Raw genomic sequence first — 25,603 nt, 5'->3', positions numbered from 1 at the left:
CCGGCCGACGCGTCGTCGACCGGCTCTCGCCACGAACCCTTACCTCACCAGTGCGGCAGCACCATCAACAGGAAGCCGAGACCGATGAGAACGCCGACCGCTCCGGTGCCGATGGCGAGCGCGGTATCGCTGCGTTCGGCGCGCGGCCCGGAGAGATCCGGGCTTCGATCCGCCCACAGCGCGGACGCGATGGCGATCAGGCCGGCTGCGATGCCGAGGCCGGCGGCCCAGAACGACACGATCGACAGAGCGCCGAACATCACGGCGATCTCGGTCACCTGCGTTCGGGTGCGAATATGTCGATTCCACCACCGCGGCGGCACGTCGTCCATGTCGTGAGCGTCGAAATCGGGGGATGTCACTGTCACTGTTCTCTCCTTCCTCAGGCTCGCTGAGCTGGGGTTTGTTGCACGAAAGTATGCCTCTCCATTTTGGCACCCGACGCCCGAGAGTGCTAATCCCAAATTAGTTGCATACGCGCTATAACGGCGTAGGCTCACAACGAACACGACGAGGAGGATCCATGCACATCGATCTCGATGGACGTACTGCCCTGGTGTCCGGCTCCACGCAGGGAATCGGCTTGGCGATCGCTACGGCGCTTGCTCAGTCGGGTGCCCGGGTGGTGATCAACGGGCGCTCGCAGGCCACCGTGGACACAGCCGAGCAGCAGATACTCGACACCGTTCCGGGCGCGCGTGTCATCGGCGTCGCCGCCGACCTCGCCACCGCCGAGGGCGTCGAGCTACTCACCGCGCGCGTCCCCGCGGTCGACATCCTCGTCAACAACCTCGGCATCTTCGGATCCAAGCCCGCCCTCGAGATCGACGACGACGAATGGCGTCGCTATTTCGAGGTCAACGTGCTCTCGGCCGTCCGCCTGATCCGCACTTACCTGCCCGGGATGATGGAATTCGGTTGGGGTCGAGTGCAGAACATCTGTAGCGACTCCGCCGTGGTCATTCCCGAGGAGATGATCCACTACGGCATGACCAAGACCGCGTTGCTGGCCGTGAGTCGCGGATTCGCCAAAGCTGCTGCCGGGACCGGAGTTACGGTCAATTCCGTCATCGTCGGCCCCACCCATACCGGCGGGGTGGAGGATTTCGTGGCCGAGCTCGTCGGCGACGACCTCCCGTGGGATGAGGCTCAGGCGACGTTCATGAAGAACCATCGCCCGAACTCGTTGATAGGCAGACTGATCGAGCCCGAGGAAGTCGGCAACATGATCGTCTACTTGAGCTCGGATCAGGCGTCGGCCACCACCGGCGGCGCTCTGCGGGTCGACGGCGGTTACGTCGATTCCATCCTGCCCTGACCGAGCACTGTCAGCGCCTGCGGCGCAGCATCTTTCGGCGGTACATGTCGGCGTCGGCAACCTGGGTCAGCGCCTCGAGTACGTCGGGTCCGGGGGAACCGACGGCGATGCCGTACGTCACCGAGACGACATGCCCGTCGACGAGTTCCTGCGCGAGAGCGTCGATCTGCACCGCGTCGAGGCCTGCGACGAGGACGATGAACTCGTCGCCGCCGAGCCGGGCGATCACACTTCCGGCCGGTACTTTCTCGGTCAGTGTGTCGGCGAGCCCGATGAGAATACGGTCGCCCGCAGCGTGGCCGTCCCTGTCGTTGACGGCTTTGAAGTGGTCGACATCGAACACGATCGCGGCGATGTTCTCGGATCGACGAGCCGCTCGGGTAGCGAGATTCGTCGCCGCGTCGACGGCACCGGCGCGGTTGAACACCCCGGTGAGCGGGTCACGGAGAGCGCCTGCGATCAGGGCGGCACCGAGAGCGCCGAACACCTCTGCGGCAGCGAGAATGCACGCGACGTAGAGCGCGCCCCACAGCATCGGTGCCGGGGCAGGCGCGAGCAGCAGCGCCGTGGCCGACAGCAAGGCCAGCGCCACGCACAGGACCCGTGCCACGACGACGGGGTACGTCGCGCGCAGGTAGAGCGCCAGAAACATCGCGGGAATCAGCGCCCACACCTGGGCAGCGAGATTCTGATGGGTCAGCATCGTCAGCGCTGGAGCCAGTGCCGCACAGGCAATCGCGATCCCCTGCCGCACCGGGCCGGGTCGACGAGACAGGATCGCGACGAATCCCACCGCAGCGACCACTGCGGCCCACATCTCACCCACAGCGCCGGCACCGTTCGTGTCGGCCCAGGACGCGATGAACGCGGCCGAATAGAGCACCAGCTGTACAGCGAGAAGGGACGACAGAACGCGGCGACGCGAGTCGATCACCACCGACCCCGCGCTCGCCGGCTGCCTGTTTCGCCGTGGGGACACAGCTCATCATCGCCGCCTACCCGCTGGCGTTACCGGACCGCCCCGTACTTTTCCTGCACCAGCAACACGATCAGCCCAAAAAGCGGGCACGCTGTGGCGGCATTCACCGCCGCCGATGAGCTCGTCCGTTGCGAAAATCATCGCAGGCAACGGAACGGCGGGGTCGTGGTCGAGACAGGTGCCGTGCGCCCTGGCAGGGTATTGGCCATGCCCTCGTTCCCTCACGTTCCGCATCCGAGTTCGGTGCACGGTACGGCGGGTCTACGGACGCGGCTGTTGATGTACTTTCTGCTGGCCACAACCGGTCTCTATGCAGTAGGGGTGATCTTGACGTTGCTGCCTCACGGCGACCGGGTGACGTCCGATGTCACCGGTGGTGTCGTAGCTGTCGGTCTGGGAGCGGCCGGCGTGGTGGTGCTGTGGGTTCGACCCGGTACCGCGGTGGCGCTTCGGCTTGCTCTGGCCGCGGCGATGGTGGCGACACCCGCGGTGATGGCGTTCCATCGGCTCGCGGCGGCGCAGAGCCAGTGTCTGATCGCGGCGATGTTTCTGGCGATGTACATCCGTGCGTTCCATCGGGACGGACCCGGCAGAGTGCTGGTCGGCGTGCTCGTGGTGAGTGTGCTGTCGGCGGTGTGGGTTTCTCCTGCTCCGCTGTATCCGATTTCGTACCTGATCTTCGGCGTCGCGGTGATTGCCGCAGGCGAGGCGTTCGGTGTGGTGACCAAGGCTCTCATCGTGGCGTCGTGCACCGATCCTCTGACCGGAGTGTTCAACCGGGCGGGATGGGAGATGGCCGCGGCGGAGGTGGCAGGCAACAGGACTGCGGAGCTTCCGGTCGCGGTGGTGATCGTCGACGTGGACAATTTCAAGGCCGTCAACGATTCGGGCGGACATCGTGCGGGTGACGAACTGCTGATCGATCTGGCGCAGTCCTGGACCCGCGCAGCTCCCTCCGACGCCGTGATCGCTCGTCTGGGTGGTGACGAGTTCGCGGCGCTCCTGACAGGGCACAGCCGTGATGTGGTCGACGAGTTCGCCCGGATCACCACCGAGTCGTTGCCCTACGCCAGCGTCGGAACAGCTCAGTCCACGGATCCGCAGGAGTCTGTCTCGGACATTCTCGCCCGCGCGGACGAAAATCTGTACGGCGTCAAACATGTTCGCCGAGAACGCCCTTGAGGATCCAGTCGACGGTGCCCTGGAGAAACCACCACGCCGCCAAAGCAAATCCCTACCCGCATCGCTGCCGCGTCAGTTCCCGGCTACCTCGGTAGCCCGAGCGAGTCCGTCGACGAGGGTGGGCAGGAAGTACGGAATCGACAGTGCCGTAGGGCCTACTGCGGCACCGGCTTCCTGCCCGACGAATCCTGCCACTGCTCCCCCGGCGACGGCCGGGATCTGCCGCGTCACCGGCGAACCCGTGAATTCGGCCAGTGCAGCGTCGGTGTCGACCTGAGTGAACACCACGTCGGCGTCGATTTTCGAGATGTTCTCCGCCGAGACAGTGGTCGAGAACGTCGAGTCACCGCTCGCCAGGGCCGTCACCGACGGGTCCGAGGTGAAGCCGAGATTCTCGAGCAACTCCACCCGCGGGTCGGACGGCAGCAGCAGGTAGTAGACATCTGCGGCCTCGGACACGTAAGCGATTGTGCGGCCATCGAACTCGGGGTGTTGCGAGCCTGCATCGGTGACCTGCTTGTCCAGATCGGCGACGAGTTCACGAGCCCGGTCCGGTACGCCCAGCACGTCGCCCGTGGTGGTGATGACGTCACGCCACGGCGTAGACCACAGCTCTTCCGGCGGGGCGATGACGGGAACTCCGGCGTCGGTCACCGCGTCGTACTCGGCCTGAGTCAGACCCGAATGCGGGGCGAGCAGAACGTCGGGGTCGGCGGCGAGCACCTTTTCCACCGTCAATGCGTTGGTCACGTTGTCCAGCAACGTCGGAGCGGGGCCACCGCTGGCGTCGATGGCGTCGGAGATCCACGGATAGATCAGGTCGTCCCCACCGCCGTATTCGGCCGACGGCATGGCCACCGGCACCACGCCCAGTGCGAGCACGGCGTCGGTGGTGCCGAAGCCCCACGTGGCAACCCGCTCCGGCACGGCGTCGAGGGTGGTCTCGCCGTACATGTGCTGCACGGTCAACGGAAACGAGTCGGTGGACGACGCGGCGGAGGCGGAAGCGTCGTCGGCATCGGACGAGCTGCAGCTCACCAGGGCGAGCGAGGTGAGCACTGCGGCAGCGAGGCTGGTCAGTACACGATGAGTCATGAAAAGTCCTGTATGTCGGGGTAGTGACTAGAGGTTAGCCTTAGCTTGCATGAACCGCGAATCGGGCTCCCAGGAACCTCCCAGCCGGAGCCCAGGGTTCTCCCCGGATCTCCGCAGAGTATTGGCACTACCGAAACATCCAGTGGCACATCGAAGGAGACAGAGCACGATGCCTCGCATTCCCGAACCCACGAACACCCCCGACGGACCCGCGTACGAAGGTCGACTGCTCGACCGTCCCGACGAGGAGGTGGTCGATCAGGGTGCCGCGTTCGACATCACCACCCTCCTGACCCGTCGCCGCGTTCTGAGCATCGTCGGAGCCGGTGCCGGAGCACTCGCCCTCGCGGCGTGCTCGAGCACGTCGAACGCCGGAAGTACCACCACCACAGCTGCATCCACGACGGCGACCACCGCCTCGGCCACGAGCGAGATTCCACAGGAGACCAACGGCCCGTATCCCGCCGACGGCACCAACGGCGTCAACGTTCTCGAAGAATCGGGAATCGTTCGCCGCGACGTGACGTCGAGTCTCGACGGCGGCACCACGGTCAGCGGTGTGCCACTGTCGTTCACGTTCACCCTCACCGACATGGCGAACGACAACCGCCCCTTCGAGGGGGCAGCGGTGTACCTGTGGCAGTGCGACGCGAACGGCAAGTACTCGATGTACTCCGAGGGTGCCGAGGACGAGACGTACCTGCGCGGTGTGCAGGCGGCCGATGCGAGCGGGAGTGCCACCTTCGACACCATCGTGCCCGGCTGCTACTCCGGCCGCTGGACGCACATGCACTTCGAGGTCTACCCCGACGCAGCGTCGGCAACCAACGCGGAGAACGCAATTGCCACCTCGCAGGTCGCCTTTCCACAGGAGATCCTGAACGACATATACCAGCTCGACACCTATCCGGGCTCCTCGACCAACCTGGCCCAGCTCGGCAGTCTCGACAACGACAACGTATTCGGTGACGGCTACGACCTGGAGATGGGCACCTTCACCGGCGACCCCACGAGCGGCTACGTCGGCTCGCTGGCAGTCGCGATCGACACCACCACCGAACCCGCCATGAGCGCAGCGCCTTCCGGCGGCGGTGCGGGCGGCGGGGGCGGACAACCGCCGATGGGCGGCACACCCCCGGCCGGCGGACCTGCCGGCACCGCTCCCACCAACTGACCCTCCCCGACACTACCCACCGAAGGAAACATCATGTTGCACAACCTCACTGGATGGCACGCCCTCGTCGTTCTCGCCATCGTTCTGCTCGTGTTCGGTTCGACCAAACTCCCCTCGCTCGCCAAGGGTGTCGGTCAGTCGATGCGCATCCTCAAAGACGAAGTGCGTGAGGACAAAGCGAAGACATCGGCGACGCCGGACGACGTCTCGGTCCCGGTTCCGTACCGACACGCCTCATGACCGCAGCCACCGCCGTGCGGGGTGCGATGCCCCTTGCCGGGCACATGCGCGAGGCACGTCGCCGTGCGATCCGTGCGGCGGTGTCGCTGCTCGTCGGCGTCGTGATCGGCTTCGCAACCTCCGATCGGATTCTCGACGTCCTCCGCGGCCCAGTCGAGGAACTGGCGCTGTCCCGCCAGGCCAGCCTGAACTTCGAGACCGTCACGGGCGCATTCGATCTCCAGCTGCGGATCGCACTGTTCACCGGCGTCATCGTGTCGAGTCCGGTGTGGTTGCGGGAGATCTTCGCTTATCTCACTCCAGGATTGACCCGTCGCGAGAAGAAGTACGTTCTCGGTTTCTCCGCGGCTGCCACCCCACTGTTTGTCGCCGGCTGCGCGTTCGGGTTCACCATCTTTCCTCGTATGGTGAGCGTGCTCGCGGGCTTCTCCTCCGACGAGGACAGCACCATCCTCAACGCGTCGTACTACGTGGATTTCGTCATGAAGATCGTGCTGGCAACCGGTATCGCCTTCGTCCTGCCGGCAGTGTTGGTCATGCTGAACTGCCTCGGCATCGTCTCCGCGCACAGGCTGCGCCGCAGTTGGCGTGTCAGCGTGGTGGCGATCGCTCTGTTCAGCGCGCTGGTCACCCCCGCGGCAGACGTGCTGTCCATGTTCCTCGTCGCGCTGCCGATGGTCTCTCTGTTCGGCGCGGCTCTCGCGATCACCGAGATACACGACAGACGATCGTCCAGACGAGCTACTGCACAGGAGAATTCATCATGTTCGGCCTGACATTCGAGAAGTTGTTCCTCGTCGCGATCATTGCGGGGTTCGTCCTCGGCCCGCAACGACTGCCCGGCTACGCCCACCGACTCGGACGGGCGGTGCGCACGCTGCGGCACTTCGTCGACAGCACCCGCAGCACGGCGGAGGCCGAGATCGGCGTCCCGCTGCGCCGCAGCGAGTGGGAGTCGTTGGACCTCAGGCAGTACGACCCACGCCGCATCGTCGCCGACGCACTGCGAGAGACCGACACTCTGCGAGAGAACGACACTGCGACACCCACCGATCCGGAACTGGTTGCAGAGGCCGCCCGAGTGCGACCCGGTCAGAAGTATCTGATCACCGGACCGTCGTCGCATCCGCGTCGCGTGCTCATCGAGTCACTGCCCGAGAACGATCCACGCCGGCTCGCTGCCGAGGCATCGACGCGCGAGAATGCGTGCTGAGGCGGTAAATTGTCGGCTCAGCAGCCAGGACTACAGGAGTGTGAACGCCGATGTCCGATCACCGTGCAGACGAGTTCGAGATCCCCACGATAGACATCGGCCCCTTCGTCTCGGGCAGTACGGCCGATGCGGGGGCCCGAGCTCGTGTGGTGGCCGAGATCGACGATGCCTGCACCCGTTCCGGATTCATGCAGATCATCGGGCACGGCATCGGAGACGATGTACTCGACGGTCTGGCGCGGTCCATCGACTCGTTCTTCGCGCTGCCGCTTGCGACCAAGAACGAGTACCGGATACCCGACGCTAATCGTGGATACAGCCCGCCCAAGAGCGAATCATTGAGCCTCAGTGTGGGAGTCGAGTCTGCGTCGCGGATGAACGACTTCTTCGAGGCGTTCAATGTCGGGGTCGAAGCGCGGTCCTTCGACTCCCTCGAACTGGACGAGTCGGATTACGGGATCAACGTGTGGCCCGACGAGCTGCCTGATTTCCGCCGCGATGTCGACACGTATTTCGCCGAGGCGTCTCGGGTCGCCCGCACTCTCACCGGAATCTTCGCTGCGGCACTCGAACTCCCGGCCGACTTCTTCGACACGCTCACCGACCACTCGATCGACGTGCTGCGGATGAACAACTACGCCCTGCCCGAGGGCATGGTCACCCTCGATGGTGACCTCACCGGGATGGGCGAGCACACCGATTTCGGTATCGTGACGGTGTTGTGGGCCGACCAGGTGGCCGGTCTTCAGGTGCTGGGTACCGACCGCGTGTGGCACGACGTCGCTCCGCGTGACGGAGCGCTGTTGGTGAACCTGGGAGACCTCACTGCGCGATTGACCAACGACCGGTGGCTGTCCACTCTGCATCGCGTCAAGCCACCCGTCGTCGACGGCACCATCGTGCGTCGGCGGTCGGCGGCGTTCTTCCACGACGGCAATGTCGACGCGGTGATCTCCACGTTGCCGTCGCACCTCGACGCGGATTCCGGCCTGGCCTACGAGCCGGTGTCGGTACGCGATCACATCGCCGCCAAGCTCGCCGGATCGCGGCAGGGCAAGGCGAATGTCAGCGCGGTCCGCGAGGCCGCACGCGTACGCGCGGCGGAAGGCCGATGACGGACGCGTCGGTCAGTCTTCCGACCTCTTCAGCACGGCGATGCACGTCAGAAAGACGATCTTGATATCGAGCCGGAGGGACCAGTTCTCGATGTAGTAGTTGTCCCATTCCGCACGATCCGCGATGGGGGTCTGACCGCGTAATCCGTTCACCTGAGCCCATCCCGTGAGACCTGCTTTGACGCGATGCCGCTCGCCGTAGCGTCTGATCTGCGCTGCGAACAGGTCGACGTACTCCGGTCGCTCGGGACGGGGGCCGACCAAGCTCATGTCGCCGCGCAGCACATTGATCAGCTGAGGAAGCTCGTCGAGCGAGGTCTGACGCATGATCTTGCCGATCCTGGTGCGTCGATCCACGCCTTCCACACCGCCGGGTGCCGCTCCTTCGGTCCGGACGAAGTCCGCATCGGAGTCACGTGGTGGCCGCATGGACCGGAACTTCAAGCAGTCGAACGGAACTCCGTCTCGGCCGATTCGTTCTTGCGCGAAAAAGATGCGCCCGGGGGAACTCGCCCGTACCAGTACGGTGAGCACGAGGAACACCGGCGACAGCAGCAGCAGAGCCAGCCCCGCAGCGACCCGGTCCAGTGCGCCCTTGAGGACGAACTGCCACCCCCTCGGGTCGACATGCCGCAACACCATCAGGGGCAGCCCGCCCAGATGCTCTATGCGCGCGTGCATTCCGACGGTGTCGAACATGCGGGGTACGAGCCAGACGCGGGCACCGGCATGCTGTGCCGCGCGGATCGCGTCGACTATTTGTTCGTGCGGAGCCGACGCGAACGCGATCACCACCTCTTCCACCCGATGCGCTCGGAGTATTCGAGTCAGGTCGGTGAGCGGTCCCAGATACGAAAGCCCCTGTTGCACAGAGGGGTCGACGTCGGGCGAGGAGTCGACTGTCCCGACGAGATCCATCCCATACTCGGAGGACTGCTTCATTCTGCGCGCCAGTTGCTCTGTGACGGGACCACTACCGACGATGACAGTCGGTGCACTCGCATGGTGCTTCGCGCGAAGCCAGCGCTGCCCCCACGCCCGTGCCAGGCACGCGATCGCGAGCGCAACAGCTGCGCACAGCCACACACGGACCATGACCGCACCTGGGCGATAGGGAGTCTCGATGGCCAGAATCAGGGCGAGCGTGATCAGGGTCGCGAAAGCGACGGCGGATTGCACCGGGCCGATTTCATCGATGAAGTTTCGTCGAAGCCCACGTCGGTAGAGCTTTCTCGACGCGAGCAGCACCAAGACCGTGGGCACGAACAACCATGGGTACCACCCCAATGCAGAGACGCTACCGGAGCGCCACTGGACGCCTTCGGCTACGCCGATGGCGGCGGCGAGCGCGTCGAAAAGAACGGTGAGGATCGTACGAACAGAGTTGCTCCGTATTCGATCCGATACGTTCCTCCCGAAGCGGGCTTTCACTGACTGCGGTGTCGATATCGTCATCGTCGATCCGCGCGAGTTCGACTCGATATCCGGTCCTTCCACGTTTCATGTCCTCAGAGCGGTGACGCCGTTCGGCAGTCGACATTTCGTACAGCGAAGACATATCACCCTTCACCTTCATCCGGCGTGCAACGCAAGCATTGTCACTGTCGAAACAGGGCTGCTGTCAACGAATTCGCTGCTGAATGAGCCAGGCGATGTCTTCGAGGGTCTTCACGTGGCCCGACGTCCATTTACGTGGTCGGTAGTCCCACACATCCAGCATTCCGACGGTGAACCCAGCGTCGGACTTGATCGGCGCTGCCATATAGGCGATCAGATCCGCAGTCGCGTGATCCCTCAATAGCGCGTGCTCTCGAATGTCCTGCGCCACCAGCGTTTCGCCGGTTTCCACCACGACACGGCATGCCGACCGTTCCACCGCTACGGTCTGTGGCTGCGCTGCCGTTCCCGATGTTCCGACGCTGGCCTTGATGAATTGTGTGCGATCGTCGACGAACGAGATCGACGCACCCTGTGCTCCCATGGCTCGCAATGTCATCCGGGCCAGTTTGTCGAACTGCTCGTCACGAGAACTGCCGATCATGCCGGTAGCTCGTACGGCGGCGAGACGGTCCACGTCGCCGATCTGCAGGTACGTCTGCGGAAGTGACGTCGAATCGGGATCGGACAACTCGATGTTCTCGTATTCGAAACTACGGGCGTCTGCGAGCACGGCGGCCACTTCCGGTGAGGACTCTCGTTCGAGTTCGGTGACGAGCCGAGTAATGATTGCCCGACGTGCGTAGGTGTTGAGGGACTCGCCGGCCTTGTCGGCATGGTGCGTCAACAGCCTGTTGATTCGATCTCCGAATCCGGTTTTTCCCAAGTCCACCTATCGGACGGTAGTTCACTATGCGCTGTTGCGCGTACCTACCGGCCTATCGAAATAACGGCATGATCGGTCCGTTGTCGGAGAAATCACTCGTTCTCCAATTTGAGCCACCCGGTCGATCACCGCTGCGAGATGCTCGAAATACCGCCGCACCTGATACTGCGCAAACGGGGTATCCGGGGTTTGGCTACCGAGATACACGCTGTCGTGATCACGATTGATCCAGAGCGACGCATTGCCCGTGCGTCCCTCGCCGGTGAAGATGACGCCACGATCGTACGCGTCGTCACCGCAGCCGGGAAACCATCGGAAATCGATGTAGGACAGCATGTTCGGCGCAGTGACCACTGCCTCGGGTGACGCGCCTGCAGCCATCATGGCTGCCATGGCAGCTCCTACCGGCACCGTCGCGAGCTTCTTGGCGCGTTCGTAGCCGACGTTGGCACGCGGGACGAGTTCGCTGAAGGTCGATGCCCCGGACACGGCGAATTCCACCGGCGCGAACGAGCAGATCCACCCTTGGTCGCCCGCATAGGTGGGAAGCATTGCACGGCAATCGAACACGGTCATGCCGTAGTAGTTGTCGACTCCGCCGAGTTCGTGGTCGGTGATCGCCAGGGCCGCGTAGAGTCCGGCCAGAAACCGGCCGCCCGCAGCTTTGCAGGCGCGATCGAAACCAGCGATGCCTGCCCTGTCGAGCAGTGGCAGCTCGATCGGTTTCACCGGTGCGGTCTCGCCCGGTGCCAGTCCGAGGTCGAGGGCGAACCTGGGCATCTGCAGATCGTTTCGAGTGAACGTGTCTTTCCACGCCGTGAACTCCGAAGTGCCCGCTACATGCGCGGCGGCGAGTGTCGCTTCGATCTGCGCGTACTCGGCGAACCCACCCGAAGCGGACTCGGCCACCGGCGTCGACGTGTCCTCGGGGTCGGCAAGAGCTCGGCGATACAAGCCGACGATCTCGGTCAGTGCCAACGCCTGTGACGAGCCGTCGCTCAGGGCGTGGTCGGCACCGAAGAAGATCGAGAAGTCGTCCTCGCGGACGATCGCGCCGAACGCGAAGCCGGGGTACGAGTCGCTACGGGTCTCCGCACCCAACCGGGCACGGATGTGGTCGTGAACGTCCGCGGCATTCGTCAGCCGCGATCCGACGGTGGCCTCGAATTCCACCGCGTCCGCCGGCAGCGAGCGGCTCACCACCGTGCCGCCTTCGACGTCGAACCACATGCGAAGGATCGAATGACGCGCGACGAACTGCGTGAGGGCGCTGGTCATCGCCGCTTCGTTCAGCACCCCGTCGAGAGTGGTTCCCGATCCGATGTACGACAGGTGAGGTCGACCGTTCCGTGCCGAGACGTGGGCACCACGAACGTGGTTCTCGGCCAGAAACGTCAGGCCTCTGGATGTCGGCGAGGCATGGGCGGTTCTGGCGACCGAGTCGACGGTCGGATGCCATTCGATCGTGGTGCCGGGAGCCGAGTGCCACGAATCGAGCGCGGTGATCTTCACTGTTTCCCTCTCGTCAGGCGATGTGCACGTCGGCCGCACCTACGGAATCGAGACCGACGGAGTCGACACCGACAGGGGCACCGATTCCGGCGTCGATCACCTCGAACATGGTCTCGAACGTGGAGACGACGAGGTCCGTCACGGCCGCTGCCGCGGCGTCGTCCGCCGGATGCCGTGCCGAGACCGTGATGCCCTCGGCGGTCCTGGCCACCCAGATGTAGACCTCGGATTCCGACCTGGCGGCACTGCGCAACGTCTGTGCCCGCCTCGCGGTCCAGTCCGCGGCTCCGGCGACGAAACGAAGATCGAGGTAGGAGACGACGAATTGCGGTTCGGCCACCGTGCCCAGCAGTTCGGCTACGCGGGGAAAAGGAACCCGAGAGAGCTTCTTGGCCGCGGAGATACCGGTGGCAGCGGCGCTCAATGCGTCGGCGAAGGTACGCGCGTGTCTGACGTCGATTTCGAGCGGCCCGATGCCCACGTACCAGCCCACCGACTCCAGGAATCTGGCCTCGTCACGGGTGTGGAGAGGCATCACCAGTCTGAGAGTCGGCTCCCCGGTCAGTCGGCGATGGGCCAGTGCCATCGCCGCCATCACCGCGGTCTGCGTCGTGTGGCCGGCAGCGCGGCATACCGAGTTCACCGCTGCGACTTGTTCCCCGCCGGCCACTTGCAACGCCCACCCCCGCTGAACTGCGTCCGCAGGGGGCGAGAAGCTGGTCCGCGAGCGCGTCGCGGCGACCGACGACAGTGCGGGGAACCCTCCGGTCGCGGCGAGGAATTGCCGCCATCGCTCGACCGTGTCGTGCACTACCGTCACTTCGTTGCCCATGGTGCGGCTTCGCACGCTGAAGTCGACGTGGCTGCCGATATCGGACATCTCGACGGACTGGCTGCGCAACTCGGCGTCGTACAGTCTGGACAGCTCACCGATCGACAACAGCATCGAGTACGCGTCCATGACCGAGTGATCGGCGGCGAACAGAAGCAGGAAACGGTCCTCATCGACATCGGGCGTGTCCGAGATGGTGACGACCATGCAATGTGGCCATCGCAGTGGCGACAGTTCGCCGTCGAACATGTCGGTCAGTGTGGTCCCGACGGCGTCCGCGTCGATCCAGCCGAGGTCGGTCGAACCGAAACGGAGGCGGTCGGGTGCGCACGTCCTTCGGACGAGATGTTGATTTCCTGCGCCGTCTTCCGCGATCGTTGCAGTCGTTCGGAACACTTCGTGGCGGCGGTGCCACGCCAACAGAGCTCGGTTCATCGCCGCCGTGTCGAGATGACCGGTTACTTCGAAAACAGCTCCGAGCCATGAGCTTTCCGCTCTTCCAGAGGCAGCTCGACGTACATACGTTTCGTGGTCGTACGCGAGAGGACGATCGTCGGGATCCCAGCGGAACGTGCCGGAGTCGGCCTGCGGAGAGAACTTGGTAACTCTCCCACCAGGGAGTTGATAATCAGCGATTTCGGTGAATTTCACTGCTCGACACCTGCTTTCCGGCGACGCGCTGTCCGTTGGGAAAGCGTCGGAGTATCACTTCGTCAATAGCGTTGCGCGCGTGCGGATCCGATGACTTCGTTGTGGACACTACAGGCCTCACACGATGGTTCTGCACCGCGCATTCGGACCCTGTGGTCCGAATCCTGCTTATTGTCAACAGCATCGACGACAGCAGCAGAGGCGGTGCACACATCGAGCATCGACCTCAGGAGCTGCCACGTCCAGTGGAGTGCGAGTGGACTTCGTCACTGCCGGAGATACGGTCCGATCATGTCACAATCGGGCGATCACCGCTGCCCGGCGAGGGAAGCGATTCCCCGCGGATATCGCGATTTCTCAACGTAAACAGCATGTTTCGGAGATGTAAAGCCCCCGATGGGGCCACGTCCGAACAGCGGTTCCTCTGCCGAACGACCCCACCTCACTGCCAGTAGTCGAGCGATCAACCGTTACGAACGATGCACGGATGCAACACTTCTCCCCGTGCAGCGCCGATGCCGATCTGTTGCACCGCCTCGTTCGCGCCTATAACGTTCGACCGACAAAGCCACAGGTGCCAACACCGAACCGAGGTGCGACGACCACACCACATCACTGCCCGCCGGAAGACGAGGTACCACCACTCGTCCACCGTCGGTCACAGCACGGGAGTAGGCGAATGACGGAGTCCGAATTAGCCATCGCTGCATCAGGTTTGACTCGTCGTTACGGGTCGACCGTCGCCGTGGACCGCGTCGACCTCGAGGTTCCTGTCGGCGGAGTGTTCGCCGTGCTCGGTACCAATGGTGCGGGTAAGACGACCACAGTGCGGATGCTCGCAACACTGGAGCGACCCGACTCCGGCTCGGCCACAGTATTCGGCCACGACGTGCGCACCTCGGCTGGAGTCGTGCGGTCGATGATCGGTGTCACTGGTCAGTACGCATCGGTCGACGAAGATCTCACTGCCGAGGAGAACCTCCTCATCTTCGCCCGACTCGTCGGTGCCTCACGGCGTCGCGCCCGTGCCCGCGCGGCCGAATTGTTGGACGAGTTCGGACTGGGCTATGCCGCACGTAGACAGGTTCGTGGGTTCTCCGGTGGTATGCGCAGACGCCTCGACCTCGCCGCCTCGATGATCACGCGCCCACGCCTGCTCTTTCTCGACGAGCCGACAACCGGGCTCGACCCCCGCACCCGCGCACAGATGTGGGACACCGTCCGAGCGATGGTGGCAGCCGGGTCGACAGTGCTGCTGACCACTCAATATCTGGACGAGGCCGACGCGTTGGCAGACCGTGTCGCGGTCATGGATCGCGGCAAGGTGGTTGCGAACGGGACCGTGGACGAACTCAAGGCCAAGGTGGGCGGCAGCTCTGTGAAACTCACGCTGGTCGATTCGACGCAGGCGATTGCCGCGGCACGAACGTGCGCGGCCTTCTCGCCGCTCGAGGTCACCGTCGAAGACGACGGGAACATCGTGTCCGTGCCCATGCCGGACATCGAGCGTCTCCCGGAGATGCTCCTGGCGCTGCGGTCCATGCAGATCTCGGCGAGCGCGGTCAACGTGGCTCGGCCGACGCTCGACGACGTGTTCTTCGAGTTGACCGACGCATCGCCCCGCGTTCTGGACAGTGTCCCGAGCATCACTGGCGCGAGAACGACGAGCAAGGAGCCCGCCGCGTGAACACGACGACGTCGACGGACGGTCTCGCCAGTCGAGAGCGCGGTATCACCCACACCGCGCCCCCGGTCAGCGACACTCCTCGCAACGCGCAACCTTTTTCTGCCGCACTCGCACAGTCGATGACCATGACATTTCGGGGGCTGCTGAAGATCAAGCACAATCCCCAGCAGATGTTCGACGTCATCGTCCTACCGATCGTCTTCACGGTGATGTTCTCGACCATCTTCGGCGGGGCCATCGTCGGCGATGTCGACAACTACTTGCCGCTGCTGATTCCCGGCGTGCTCGTGCAGGTCGCCGTGGCCGCGTCGGTGGTCACCGGCGTGCAGCTTCGAGAAGATCTCGACAAAGGGGTCTTCGACAGGTTCAAGTCGCTGCCCATCGCGCGTATCGCGCCCCTCGCAGGCGCGTTGTCAGCCAACGCCTTTCGATACGTCGTGGCAACCGTCATCACTGTCGGAGTCGGAGTCGCGATGGGCTACCGCCCGAACGACCCCGCCGGTCTTGCACTGGCATGCCTGCTGGTCGTCATGGTCGCGTTCACGTTGAGCTGGATCTTCGCACTGGTGGGAGTGCTGCTGGACAAGGCGTCCACGGTGCAGGGAGTATCGATGCTCGTTCTGATGCGCATCACCTTCGTCTCCAACGCTCTGGTCCCCATCGACACCATGCCCGCGTGGATGCGCACGATCGCAGGTGCCAACCCGGTCTCTCACCTGGTGTCGGCGGTACGCGGACTCGCCGATGGCACCGACGCGGGGCTTCAGGTGGCGTACACACTCATCGGCGCGGCCGTGGTCCTGGCCGTGTTCGTCCCGGTCACTCTGCGCGTCTACATGGCCAAGACCTGAAGTCGGTCCACACGAGGGGGTTTCACGATGGGGGTTTCACGATGGGCTTGGACAGACCGACCGAAGCGACAGGAGTGATGGTGAGCGAGTCGAGCACGATGGAAGAGGGCACCGAACCGACCATGGATCTCCTCGCCGAGAGCACAGCTCCGACGCTGTCGGTGGTGGTACCGGCATTCGACGAGGAGGACACAATCGCGGCCTGCCTCGAACGCCTGACGGCGCAGGCCGACTGCATCACCGAGATCGTCGTCGTCGACAACAACTCGACCGACCGGACCGTCGAGATAGTGCGGGATCTTGCCCGGCGTCACCCCACGATTCGGTTGATACACGAGGTCGAGCAGGGCCTGGTGTACGCACGTAACGCCGGAATGGACGCCGCTACCGGTGATCTCATCGCCCGTATCGACTCCGACACCATGGTCGGCGACGACTGGTCGCGGACCATCGTCGACTTTTTCACCGCCGATCTCGACCACAAATGGTCCGCTCTGTGCGGTCGCGGTGAGGCTTACGACGTGCCGATGTCGGGGCGATTCGACAAGTGGAAGATCAAATTGCATCCGCTCGGAGACCGCGGCCCCTCCGACGAGGTCAAGGAGATCCCCGTCCTGTACGGCTCCAACATGGTCGTGCGGCGAGAGGTGTGGAATCGGATACGTAGCCGAGTGAGCATGCGGCGGGACATATTCGAGGACGTCGACATGGGGTTGTGCATCCTGGACGACGGTGGTCGCAACGCCTTCCTCGCGTCGTTGACCGTGGGGGTATCGCCCCGGCGTATGCAGAGCAGCCTCCCGGAGTTCGTGCAGTACATGAGCTTTCTGCCCAGAACCTTTGCCCTGCATCGGAGGTTTTCTTATACAGCGGGTACCGCATTGATCTACGTGCCGGCACTGACGGTGTTGCACACCGGCCGATTGTTGATGCTGCGGCTCTACGATTCCGAGACGGGGCAGCTCGACCCGAGACGACTGCTGCAGCGCACCTCGACACCCACGCGCGCGCTACCGTGAGCCGCTCGCGACCCGCTCGACCAGATCGACGGCGTGGGATACAGCGATCGACGGGGCAATCAATCTGTCACGCAATTGCGTAGCAGTAACTCGCCTTTGCGGAGAAAGGGCATCACGCAGCACATCGGTGAGGCGCGTCGGAGTCACCCGGGACAGAGGAAGTGAGGAACCGACATGTGCGGAGGCAACAGCTCGCCCCCAGATGGGCTGATCCGCACCGATCCAGGTGACGACAGTGGGCAACCCCGCGCGCAGCGAGGCCGCGACCGAGCCGGCACCACCGTGATGGATCGCAGCACGGCATCGAGGCAGAACGGCATCGTGGTCGATGTGCTTCACCACTCGCACTCGATTGCCGAGTTCGCCTGCGTTGCCGAGGAAGTCGCTCCATCCACCGGCTACCAGCAAGCGCACTCCCAGCTGGTCCGCAGCAGCCACGATCGCCTCGCCGAGTCGGTCGGGATTCTTCGGAAGCATGCTCCCGAAGCCGACGTAGACCGGCGCGTCCGCGGCGGCGATCCACTCCGAGAGGTCGTCGTCGGCGCTGACATCGCCCACTCCTTCCCTAGCCGACGCGGGCAGACCGAGAAAGCCCACCAACGGTCGTCGGTCACCCCATTCGGAGACCAGACCCGGAAACAGAGCGGGGTCGTACGCCTGTATCTCGGGGATGCCGGTCGCGGCGATCGCGGTGGCGAACGGAGTTCGCATGGGTCCCAGTCCCAATTCGGAACGCAGATCGTTCTCCGCTCGCTTCGACGCCTTCCACAGCAGCCACTCGACCACCGTCCAACTTGCCGACGCGATTGGGCCGGACACATCGACGCCCGCCTGCGACAGCAGGGACGTAGTGGAGTTTCGCCGGATCGAGCACAGGTGCAGGGGCACGTGAGGAATTCCTCTCACCTGCGAAACATTGTGCGCTCGTTCCTGTCCCGCACTGGTCGAGATGATCGCGTCGGCACCTTCGCTGGCGTCGAGCAACGTCTGCTGCATCTGTCGGCCACCGCGAACGGTGATCTCGGTGGCGGCAGCCAGCCTGGCGCGCGGATCGGCAGACTTCAGCCGGGTGCGGACTGCATCGGACTCGAGCACCGCACGGGTGCTGTCTCCGTACACGGACGTGGACAACCCCGCACCGGTACCGAATTCCTGCATGTTCGGCGGAGCGAGCAAGACGACGTCGTGCCCACGCGAACGCAGCTCGAGACCTACAGCCACTGCCGGTTGAACATCGCCGCGGCTTCCATTGGCTGCCAGAACGAACTTCATGCGCATCCCTTCGTTCCCCGGTGCTCGGTGAGCCCGATCAGTCTAAGCGACAACACCCGATCTGCCCCTATGAGACGAAAGATGGTGCTGTGTAGTGCAATACCTCGGTACGGCGCAATTCTTGGGGGCGAACAAGTGAAGATAGCGTTCGCCATCAACGGTACTCGCGGCGACGTGCAACCTGCCGTCGTACTTGCCGCAGCCCTGACCGAACGGGGACACGAGGTTTCGGTGGGAGTGCCGCCGAACCTCGTCGAGTTCGCCCGCGGCTGCGGACTGGAGGCCACTGCTCTCGGCCCCGACACGCGAACACACATGAAGATGGTCACCGAGGCGCGGGCCGAAGCGGGCCGAAACCCGTTGCGCCAGATCAGAGCCGTCGCACAGCTGCGTGATCTCGGGTACTCGGAGTTGATCACCGACCTGGGCGACATCGTGGACGGTGCCGATGCCATCGTCACGGGTTTCACCACCGAACAGATCACGCTCGCGTACGCAGAAAGCGCAGGTGTGCCGCTGATCTCGTTGCACCACGCACCGGTACGCCGCAACACGGTCCATGGTCCGCTACCGAGTCTGCACCTGGGGGGCGCACACACAGTGCGCACCCAATGGTGGCTCTTCGACCGACTTTTCGGCCTCATGACCCGACGTCGCGACGCTCTTCTGCGCGAGCGTCTCGGCTGCGCCCCAGCGCTCCGATCACCGGCGGCTCAGCTCGCCGCGGCACCCGGAATCGAGATCCAGGCATACGATCCGTTGTTCGCTGTACGGAACGACCCGGTGTGGGACGCTGACGCAGCCCTCCGACCCCGCCCAGTGGTCGGATTTCTCGAACTACCGGCTCGGCTTCGACTCGGCCTCGACGAGATGCACTCCACCGAGGAACTGTCGGACTGGTTCGATGCCGGGGATCCCCCCGTCTACGTGGGATTCGGCAGCATGCCGGTCCGCGACCCGGCCAAGATGATCGACGCTGCTGTCACCGCCACACGTCGGTTGGGTCGCCGACTCCTGTTGTGTACCGGTTGGAACGACCTGCCGACGGATTCCTTGGCAGGAGAGGACATCCGCATCGTAAGGGCCGTCGACCACGACGCGGTGTTCGGTCGGTGTGCGGCAATCGTCCACCACGGCGGGGCGGGCACCACGGCTGCCGCCGTGCGATCGGGGACGCCATCGGTGATCTGCTGGTACGGCTCCGACCAACCGTTCTGGGGTCGTGAACTGGAGCGGCTCGGGGTAGGCGCGACGCTCCCCGCGCGGCGGCTGGACGCCGATCGCCTCACCGACGCGCTCACCCGCGTGCTCGACCTCCGTGGGCGACACGTAGCAACACAATTGATCACGGGCGATGTAGCGCTGGCGCAGGCCGTCGAGCACATCGAGACAACCGTGTCATCGCCACGAGTGGGGCAAAGTCGATGATGCAATCCGTACAGAGCAGACTCGCCGACGAGGATGCCACCTATTGGTTTCTGCGGCGGGCATTCGGGTGGTCGGTAGTCCTACAGCTGATCTGGACCACCGATGCCCCGGTGTCGAAAGCAGTCCTTACCGAAGTGAATTCCGCGTTGGCGAACGGACGCCTGCATCGACGGCTCGTCCCACCCACAGTGCCGGGGGCGCGTCCACGCTGGGTACGCGCCACCGGTGAGCCCGCCTTTCGATTCGACGACGATGCAGTGGAGAACTCCGATATCGATCGCTGGGCGGCGGAGGAGTTGGCGTCGGTCGAGTTGGACGCGGTCGAGGGCGACTGCTGGCGGCTGCGCGCCACCAGCCGCGCGGGGGCGGGCACTGTCATCTCGCTGTGCGCACTGCATCTCGCCGCGGACGGCAAGACCATGGTGACAGCTGCAGCGGCAGCGCTGGCGGCTGTGCAACAGGAAACGCTGTCGCCGAACGTAATTCCCGAGCTTGCACTCGCCTCGGAGCCGTACACCGCGATCATCGCCGACACGATCGACGCGAGCGGCAGAATTCTGGCCGCCGGGCGAGGCGTACTGCGGGCCATCGGAGACATGGTGGCCGAACACGCAGGATTCGGTGGTGCCGATGCCGACACCAGCCCCGTCCCGACGCGTCCGACCCGCGCTCCGATGGCGGACAGGTCGCCGACGGCGGTCGGTGCATGGGCCACGGTGACCGTGCCGAGCGAGGCCTGGGACCGAGTAGCCGCGCAGCACGGAGGTACTGCCAACGTGTTGTTCGTGGCCGTCGTCGCCGGGTTGCTGAGGTCCAGTGGCTACGCCCCGCTCGGAGACACGGTGAAGGTAGGAATCCCCGTCGACCGGCGCGGTGACAGCGATGACGACCGCGCCAATGCGACCGCGGGCGTGTCGGTGATGTTGACCAATCAGCCGGTACCGGGAGGCGACCTACGCAGCATTCGTTCCGCGTGTAAGGCCGCGTATCAACGGCTGGAGTCCGGGCACCGGAGCGCAGTGGCACACCTGTACCCGCTGACGTGGCTGCTGCCGCCGTCGTGGCTCGTCGGCGTGGCGACGTCGGGAACAGGCATGCCCGACGCGATGGTGTCCAATCTGGGCCACGTCCCCTCGGCGGCGATGCGGTGGGGGGACGCCGATGCGACACGCCTCGCGTTCCGAGGGAACGCCCAGGGAGTCGATGCGGCCCAGCCGTACCGATTCGGTGACGGCGCCCAGGCCTGGGCACTACGCACCGACACCACGTTCACGTTCTCGGTGTTGGGGTTCGACGAGAACAGTTTCGGTGGAGCGTCCCGGTTACGCGATCTGCTGGCCGCAGAACTGGCAGCGTGGCAGCTGCCGAACGAGATCTGGTGAGGAGCACGATGAGCACGACTATCGATGAAATCGATTCGGCAGCAACGGAACAGGGTACGGCGGTCGGGCCGAGCCCGCGAGTGACCGGTTCCGACGAGTCCTATCTGCTGGCGGAGGATCTATTCGGCATGGCGGCTCCGATGCAATTCGCGTGGGTTTTCGACGACGACCCCGGGCAGGCCGCGATCGAGATGCTGGGCGCTCGCCTCGCCCAGGGTGCGCTGCACCGCGCGGTTCGACGAACGAAGGTTCCGGCTGCTCGACACGCGTGGGTCCGCTCCACACAGCCCCCGCAGGTGTTCGTGGACAACGAGATCGACGACGATGCGATCGGCGAGTGGACGGAGGCGGCCGTCCGGCGGTCCGATCTGGCACCCGCGGAGGGGAGAGGCTGGCGGCTCGAAACGACGACCACGACCGGTGGTCGTCGGGTGGTATCGCTGGCGGTCTCGCACATGATCGCTGACGGGCAGGGCGTCTACCTCGCGCTCGCGGCAGCCGCAGGGCCCGCAACCACACGGTCGCTGCCGGATGCTCTCGGCGGTGTGCAGGAGATCCGAGACGATCTGCTCGACGGCGTCGATCAGGTTCGCTCCGCAGCTATGTCGGTGCGCACCCTGCTCGCCGAACTCGTGCGTGCCCGTAAGCAGAAGTCGACTGCGGTGGCACCGACGACCGGCGTCGGCGAAGCTCCTCCGTTCCAGAAGCCACCACGACCGCCCGACTCGGGAGCTGCACCCGAGAATGCCGGTACCAAAACAACACTCGTCAATGTCAACATCGATAGAAATACCTGGCTACAGCGTGCCGCCGACCACGGCGGCACCTCGAACAGTCTGTTCACCGCGATACTGGCGGGCATTGTGCAGGCATCGGCCTATCCCGTCGGTGATCGACTTCGGGTCTGTATCGCAGTGAACCGACGCGAGGGTGCCACCGACGAGCGGGCGAATGCGTCGGGCGGAGTGTGGATTCGGCTCGACAAACCGGTCGTCGCCGGGGGCGATCTCTCCCCTATCCGCACACTGAGTAAGAGCGCGTTCACCAGCTACGCAGAATCGGGTGCGGATCGAGCTGCCGACAACCTCCAACCACTGGTCCGGTTGCTGCCGGGATGGCTCGTCGGGCGACTGATGCGCGCCATCCCTGGTCCCGACACCACCGTCTCCAATCTCGGCATCGTCCCCGACGAAGTACTGACGCTCGGTGGCCGGGAAGCGTCGTGGTTCACCGTTCGGGCCGTCACGCTCGGCACGCCTGCAACACAGCGCCGCATACAGGGGCCCGGTGTGGCCGCGTGGCTCGTCGAATACGGAGATCGAATCACTCTGGCATTCTTCGGAATACATCCCGAGCACTTCAGCGACGAGGCCGCGCTGCGAGCCCTGATCACCGATCAGCTGTCCGCGTGGGACCTCCCCCACACATTCTGGTGACCGACCCGAAGGAGAACGCGATGATCGAGGTGGACCACCGAATCGGAATCATGCTGTACGGCAGTCGAGGTGACATCCAGCCAGGAGTCTGTCTGGCGTTGGAGATGCAGGCGCGCGGGGCTCGTCCCGTCGTCGCGGTACCGCCCAACCTCGTCGACTTCGCGACATCGGTCGGTGTGCAGTCGGTACTGCCGCTCGGACTGGACACTCATACGGCCTGGTCGTCGGACGAGGCCAACACCGCCCGAAGCAGGAATCCCATCGCGAAGATCAGGTTCGCCCTCACGACGGTCCGTGCGGGCTTTCGCGCCTTCGACGACGCTCTCGTCGAGCTGTTCCTCGACGGGGATGCCCCGATGTCCGGCGTCGACGCGTTGGTGGTCTCGCCTCTCGGCCAGGATCGTGCGCTCGCGCTGTCCCAGAAACTCGGCATTCCGTTGACGGTGCTGCGATACGGACCGATGTCCGAGAACGGCGTCCTGGGCGCGATTCCCGGCCTTACCTCGAACTGGTCTGCGGCCTGGAAGAGACGGTCGTGGAGAATCGCCGACCGCATCACCTGGTGGGCAACCGGCTGGAACGAGAACGCTTTTCGGCGGCGACTCGGTCTCCCGAAAGCGCGATCACCGTTGCCGACCAGGCTGTCCGAGTTCGGAGTTGTGCAGATCCAAGCATTCGATCCGGTGATCGTGCCCGGTCTCGCCGAGGAATGGGGTGCGCACAAGCCCATAGTCGGGTTCTTCGACCTGCCGCGACGAGAGCGCGCAGGGCTCGACGAAGCGGTGTTGACGCCGACGCCCGACGGCCATTCCGTCAGCGGCACAGACTCTTTGGCAGAGTGGATGGCGGCCGGCACCCCGCCCGTGTTCGTCGGATTCGGCAGCATGCCGTTGACCGACCCCGACCAACTGATCGAAACCGTGCGCCGGGCCGGGCAGCTGATCGGTGCCCGATGCTTGATCGCCATCGGCGACCGCCGGGGCCCCGACAGTGCTGACCCTGACGTGTTCTTCGTCGGCAACGTCGACCATGCGGCTGTACTCCCCCACTGCTCGGCCGTGGTTCATCACGGCGGTGCCGGTACCACCGCGGCGGCGATGCGCGCCGGACTGCCGATTGTGATCTGCACAGTGACGGCAGATCAACCGTTCTGGGGCGCGCGGATAACCGAGCTCGGAATCGGTCGAGCGATGAAGCTGTCCGCCATCACCGCGGAGAAGTTGGCAGACGGGCTCGGTGCTGTACTGACACCCGACACTGTCGCCACAGCAGCAGCATTGGGTTCATCGATGGTCGCATCCAACAAGGCCGTGGCCGACGCAGCCGACTTGATTCTGCGTACCGTGCCGAGTGCGGTCTCAGAAGCAACAGAGCCGACGTTGGCTGTCGACGCGACAAGCTAGACCGGACGGAAGCCGGCCCCCGGCGCACCTGATTGATTCAGCAGCCGAACGGATTCCGCCGCCGACGCGTAAGCGGTGGGACTGAGCAGCGGCACCCCGGAGGCGTGGCTCGTGATGCCGACGAGGGTGGTGCCGACGACCAGAGGTCCACCGGAGTCGGACCAGACAGTGAGCGCGTCGGACATCAGGTCGCTGCCGCGCCCGTCGACGATGCTGCCGCATGTCACTCCGCTGCCGAGCCCGGTCTTGCAGACGGGCTGCCCCACCGATGCGCTGCCGATGTCGGTGACGGTGACTCCGCCGAGACTGTTGACGGGTGTCACCTTGGTGGGGTCGAGAACGATGACGCCGTAATCCGGCCCCCAATGTCCGACGGCGGTAGTACCGACCGGGGCCGCGGGCGATCCGACGAGCGTGACGGGGAGTCCCGACCGAAGGATGCAGTGGCCGGCGGTGAGGGCGACGAGTCGGCCCGCGTCGTCGTAGCCGACGGCCGCGATGGAACAGACGGTGAGGTCGTCGAGGCCACCGGTGGTGACGAACCCACTACCGGGGCCGACGACCGGAAGTGGCGCTGCGGTTGCGGTGCCGGTGAACGTCGCCGAGAACGCGAGAACCAGGGCGGTGAACAGTCCGCTGACAACACCGAGTCGAGCAATCTTCATGGTGGGCATTCCTCGTCGATGAATGTCGGTTCGGGGTGAGCGACGTTGGTCGCGTTTCACGCCCATCCAACCAGCGCCCGGCTACGAATGCGACTCGTGTGGTGGGTTCTCGGCATTGTTGCCGTGTGGTTGCTGATCGGCGCGCTCGTTGCCGTGTGGATCGGTCGTGGCATTCGCCGAGCGGACGTCGAGGAGTCGGCAACCGAGTCCCCGAGCAGGTCGACACAGGAACCACCACCCGAAAAGGACGCCGCGTAGTCGAGCGGAGCCACTGCGAGCCGGCTTCAGGAACGCGTCATGGGCGAACCGTGCGACCTCGGAAGAACACGGCAACTCCCATCCCGATCAGGGCCAGAATCAGCGGTGCCACTATTGCCATGTTCGCGCCGATGGCAGTGAACAGGACCACCGCTGCCAGAGCCGCGAGAAAGTACACCACCGCAAAACGTGGTGCCCAGAACACTGTGTGCACGGATTCCTCCTACATCAGAAGCAGTCTCACTCGGACCAGAAGACGAGAACGATTACGACCAAGACGACGAACAGCACCAGGCCACCGCCGGACAGAGCAAGTGTTCGCGCGTTGGTCACGTTGAAAACCCCGTCGCCTGCTGGGGTGGCGTTGCTTTCGGTGATCGAAAACGTGACCGCGAGCAAGAGCAAGAACTCGACAACCCATACCCACCAGGGCAAGTCGAGTCGTGCCATCGTCAACGCGGATCCAAGGGTGATGGCCAGCGACACTACTGCCGCGTAGACCACTGACGGCAGGGTCACACCCCACGGAGTCCGGATGCTCTTTATGTCTCCACCCCGGCCTAACCGC

At 64.6% G+C, this 25,603-nt stretch carries 26 protein-coding genes; 15 read left to right on the top strand and 11 right to left on the bottom strand.

Annotated features, from left to right (window positions below; all coding sequences use genetic code 11):
- Positions 1–44: 44 nt before the first annotated feature.
- Entirely contained in the window at positions 45–368 is a 324-nt protein-coding gene (locus tag CH262_RS20515; RefSeq protein ID WP_141214889.1) for a hypothetical protein, read from the bottom strand.
- A 155-nt stretch (positions 369–523) separates the two neighbouring features.
- Between CH262_RS20515 and CH262_RS20510 the strand changes: the two genes are divergently transcribed.
- Positions 524–1,318: an SDR family NAD(P)-dependent oxidoreductase gene (locus CH262_RS20510; RefSeq protein WP_032406147.1), complete on the top strand. Its 795-nt coding sequence runs from the start codon at positions 524–526 to the stop codon at positions 1,316–1,318.
- Positions 1,319–1,328: 10 nt separating this feature from the next.
- On the opposite strand, the gene CH262_RS20505 is transcribed toward CH262_RS20510, so the two are convergent.
- Positions 1,329–2,252, bottom strand: coding sequence for a GGDEF domain-containing protein (locus CH262_RS20505; RefSeq protein ID WP_094718314.1), 924 nt, complete (start codon positions 2,250–2,252; stop codon positions 1,329–1,331).
- Positions 2,253–2,504: 252 nt separating this feature from the next.
- On the opposite strand from CH262_RS20505, the gene CH262_RS20500 reads away from it, so the two are divergent.
- Positions 2,505–3,479, top strand: a complete 975-nt coding sequence (locus CH262_RS20500; RefSeq protein WP_143547145.1) for a GGDEF domain-containing protein — start codon at positions 2,505–2,507, stop codon at positions 3,477–3,479.
- Positions 3,480–3,551: 72 nt separating this feature from the next.
- Here the strand turns inward: CH262_RS20500 and CH262_RS20495 are convergent, their stop codons facing one another.
- Positions 3,552–4,574 carry an ABC transporter substrate-binding protein gene (locus tag CH262_RS20495; protein ID WP_094718312.1) on the bottom strand — a complete coding sequence of 341 codons (1,023 nt, stop codon included), beginning with the start codon at positions 4,572–4,574 and terminating at the stop codon, positions 3,552–3,554.
- A 169-nt stretch (positions 4,575–4,743) separates the two neighbouring features.
- Between CH262_RS20495 and CH262_RS20490 the strand changes: the two genes are divergently transcribed.
- Genes CH262_RS20490 through CH262_RS20470 form a run of 5 tightly spaced genes read left to right on the top strand, consistent with a single transcriptional unit; the run spans position 4,744 to position 8,316 of the window.
- Positions 4,744–5,748 (top strand): dioxygenase family protein, encoded by a 1,005-nt coding sequence (locus tag CH262_RS20490; protein ID WP_094718311.1) that lies wholly within the window; start codon positions 4,744–4,746, stop codon positions 5,746–5,748.
- 33 nt (positions 5,749–5,781) lie between these two features.
- The gene (gene tatA / locus CH262_RS20485) at positions 5,782–5,988 is read left to right on the top strand and encodes a twin-arginine translocase TatA/TatE family subunit (RefSeq protein ID WP_032366957.1); all 207 of its coding nucleotides are present in this window, start codon (positions 5,782–5,784) and stop codon (positions 5,986–5,988) included.
- Complete coding sequence (gene tatC / locus CH262_RS20480; RefSeq protein WP_094718310.1) at positions 5,985–6,764, top strand: twin-arginine translocase subunit TatC; 780 nt, start codon at positions 5,985–5,987, stop codon at positions 6,762–6,764. Before tatA ends, tatC begins: the two co-directional genes overlap by 4 nt.
- Positions 6,752–7,201: a Sec-independent protein translocase subunit TatA/TatB gene (locus CH262_RS20475; RefSeq protein WP_094718309.1), complete on the top strand. Its 450-nt coding sequence runs from the start codon at positions 6,752–6,754 to the stop codon at positions 7,199–7,201. The genes tatC and CH262_RS20475 overlap by 13 nt, the downstream gene beginning before the upstream one ends.
- 50 nt (positions 7,202–7,251) lie before the next feature.
- The gene (locus tag CH262_RS20470) at positions 7,252–8,316 is read left to right on the top strand and encodes an isopenicillin N synthase family dioxygenase (RefSeq protein WP_094718308.1); all 1,065 of its coding nucleotides are present in this window, start codon (positions 7,252–7,254) and stop codon (positions 8,314–8,316) included.
- Positions 8,317–8,328: 12 nt separating this feature from the next.
- Here the strand turns inward: CH262_RS20470 and CH262_RS20465 are convergent, their stop codons facing one another.
- From CH262_RS20465 to CH262_RS20450, 4 genes are all read right to left on the bottom strand, one after another.
- Positions 8,329–9,771 carry a sugar transferase gene (locus tag CH262_RS20465; protein WP_094718443.1) on the bottom strand — a complete coding sequence of 481 codons (1,443 nt, stop codon included), beginning with the start codon at positions 9,769–9,771 and terminating at the stop codon, positions 8,329–8,331.
- Positions 9,772–9,937: 166 nt separating this feature from the next.
- Positions 9,938–10,645, bottom strand: a complete 708-nt coding sequence (locus CH262_RS20460) for a GAF domain-containing protein (RefSeq protein WP_094718307.1) — start codon at positions 10,643–10,645, stop codon at positions 9,938–9,940.
- A gap of 18 nt (positions 10,646–10,663) precedes the next feature.
- Entirely contained in the window at positions 10,664–12,151 is a 1,488-nt protein-coding gene (locus CH262_RS20455; RefSeq protein ID WP_143547144.1) for a condensation domain-containing protein, read from the bottom strand.
- Between the two features lie 13 nt (positions 12,152–12,164).
- Positions 12,165–13,634, bottom strand: coding sequence for a condensation domain-containing protein (locus CH262_RS20450; RefSeq protein WP_094718306.1), 1,470 nt, complete (start codon positions 13,632–13,634; stop codon positions 12,165–12,167).
- A 679-nt stretch (positions 13,635–14,313) separates the two neighbouring features.
- Between CH262_RS20450 and CH262_RS20445 the strand changes: the two genes are divergently transcribed.
- From CH262_RS20445 to CH262_RS20435, 3 genes are all read left to right on the top strand, one after another.
- Positions 14,314–15,321, top strand: a complete 1,008-nt coding sequence (locus tag CH262_RS20445) for an ATP-binding cassette domain-containing protein (protein WP_094718305.1) — start codon at positions 14,314–14,316, stop codon at positions 15,319–15,321.
- Positions 15,322–15,365: 44 nt separating this feature from the next.
- Entirely contained in the window at positions 15,366–16,172 is an 807-nt protein-coding gene (locus tag CH262_RS20440) for an ABC transporter permease (RefSeq protein WP_256988909.1), read from the top strand.
- 77 nt (positions 16,173–16,249) lie between these two features.
- Positions 16,250–17,191, top strand: a complete 942-nt coding sequence (locus CH262_RS20435; RefSeq protein WP_094718440.1) for a glycosyltransferase family 2 protein — start codon at positions 16,250–16,252, stop codon at positions 17,189–17,191.
- Here the strand turns inward: CH262_RS20435 and CH262_RS20430 are convergent.
- Complete coding sequence (locus CH262_RS20430; RefSeq protein ID WP_094718441.1) at positions 17,183–18,463, bottom strand: glycosyltransferase; 1,281 nt, start codon at positions 18,461–18,463, stop codon at positions 17,183–17,185. The genes CH262_RS20435 and CH262_RS20430 overlap by 9 nt on opposite strands.
- Positions 18,464–18,598: 135 nt before the next feature.
- Between CH262_RS20430 and CH262_RS20425 the strand changes: the two genes are divergently transcribed.
- Genes CH262_RS20425 through CH262_RS20410 form a run of 4 tightly spaced genes read left to right on the top strand, consistent with a single transcriptional unit; the run spans position 18,599 to position 24,112 of the window.
- Positions 18,599–19,891, top strand: coding sequence for a glycosyltransferase (locus tag CH262_RS20425; RefSeq protein WP_179275065.1), 1,293 nt, complete (start codon positions 18,599–18,601; stop codon positions 19,889–19,891).
- Positions 19,888–21,273: a hypothetical protein gene (locus CH262_RS20420; RefSeq protein ID WP_094718303.1), complete on the top strand. Its 1,386-nt coding sequence runs from the start codon at positions 19,888–19,890 to the stop codon at positions 21,271–21,273. Before CH262_RS20425 ends, CH262_RS20420 begins: the two co-directional genes overlap by 4 nt.
- 8 nt (positions 21,274–21,281) lie before the next feature.
- Positions 21,282–22,709 carry a hypothetical protein gene (locus CH262_RS20415; RefSeq protein WP_256988892.1) on the top strand — a complete coding sequence of 476 codons (1,428 nt, stop codon included), beginning with the start codon at positions 21,282–21,284 and terminating at the stop codon, positions 22,707–22,709.
- A gap of 20 nt (positions 22,710–22,729) precedes the next feature.
- Positions 22,730–24,112 (top strand): glycosyltransferase, encoded by a 1,383-nt coding sequence (locus CH262_RS20410; RefSeq protein ID WP_094718438.1) that lies wholly within the window; start codon positions 22,730–22,732, stop codon positions 24,110–24,112.
- On the opposite strand, the gene CH262_RS20405 is transcribed toward CH262_RS20410, so the two are convergent.
- Positions 24,109–24,777, bottom strand: coding sequence for a hypothetical protein (locus CH262_RS20405; protein WP_094718437.1), 669 nt, complete (start codon positions 24,775–24,777; stop codon positions 24,109–24,111). The two genes, CH262_RS20410 and CH262_RS20405, sit on opposite strands and share 4 nt — an antisense overlap.
- A gap of 96 nt (positions 24,778–24,873) precedes the next feature.
- Here CH262_RS20405 and CH262_RS27780 point away from each other — a divergent pair, with 96 nt between their 5' ends.
- Positions 24,874–25,035, top strand: a complete 162-nt coding sequence (locus CH262_RS27780; RefSeq protein WP_179275064.1) for a hypothetical protein — start codon at positions 24,874–24,876, stop codon at positions 25,033–25,035.
- Between the two features lie 37 nt (positions 25,036–25,072).
- Here the strand turns inward: CH262_RS27780 and CH262_RS27775 are convergent, their stop codons facing one another.
- Together CH262_RS27775 and CH262_RS20400 are read right to left on the bottom strand one after the other, a co-directional pair.
- Positions 25,073–25,249 (bottom strand): hypothetical protein, encoded by a 177-nt coding sequence (locus CH262_RS27775; RefSeq protein WP_179275063.1) that lies wholly within the window; start codon positions 25,247–25,249, stop codon positions 25,073–25,075.
- A 26-nt stretch (positions 25,250–25,275) separates the two neighbouring features.
- On the bottom strand, positions 25,276–25,554 hold the full coding sequence (locus CH262_RS20400) for a hypothetical protein (RefSeq protein ID WP_094718302.1): 279 nt from the start codon (positions 25,552–25,554) through the stop codon (positions 25,276–25,278).
- Positions 25,555–25,603: the final 49 nt, after the last annotated feature.

The organism is Rhodococcus sp. 05-2255-1e, assembly GCF_002259025.1.
Taxonomy (GTDB): domain Bacteria; phylum Actinomycetota; class Actinomycetes; order Mycobacteriales; family Mycobacteriaceae; genus Rhodococcoides; species Rhodococcoides fascians.
Note: the sequence above shows the minus strand (reverse complement) of the source record. Positions and strands in the feature narration are given on the sequence as shown.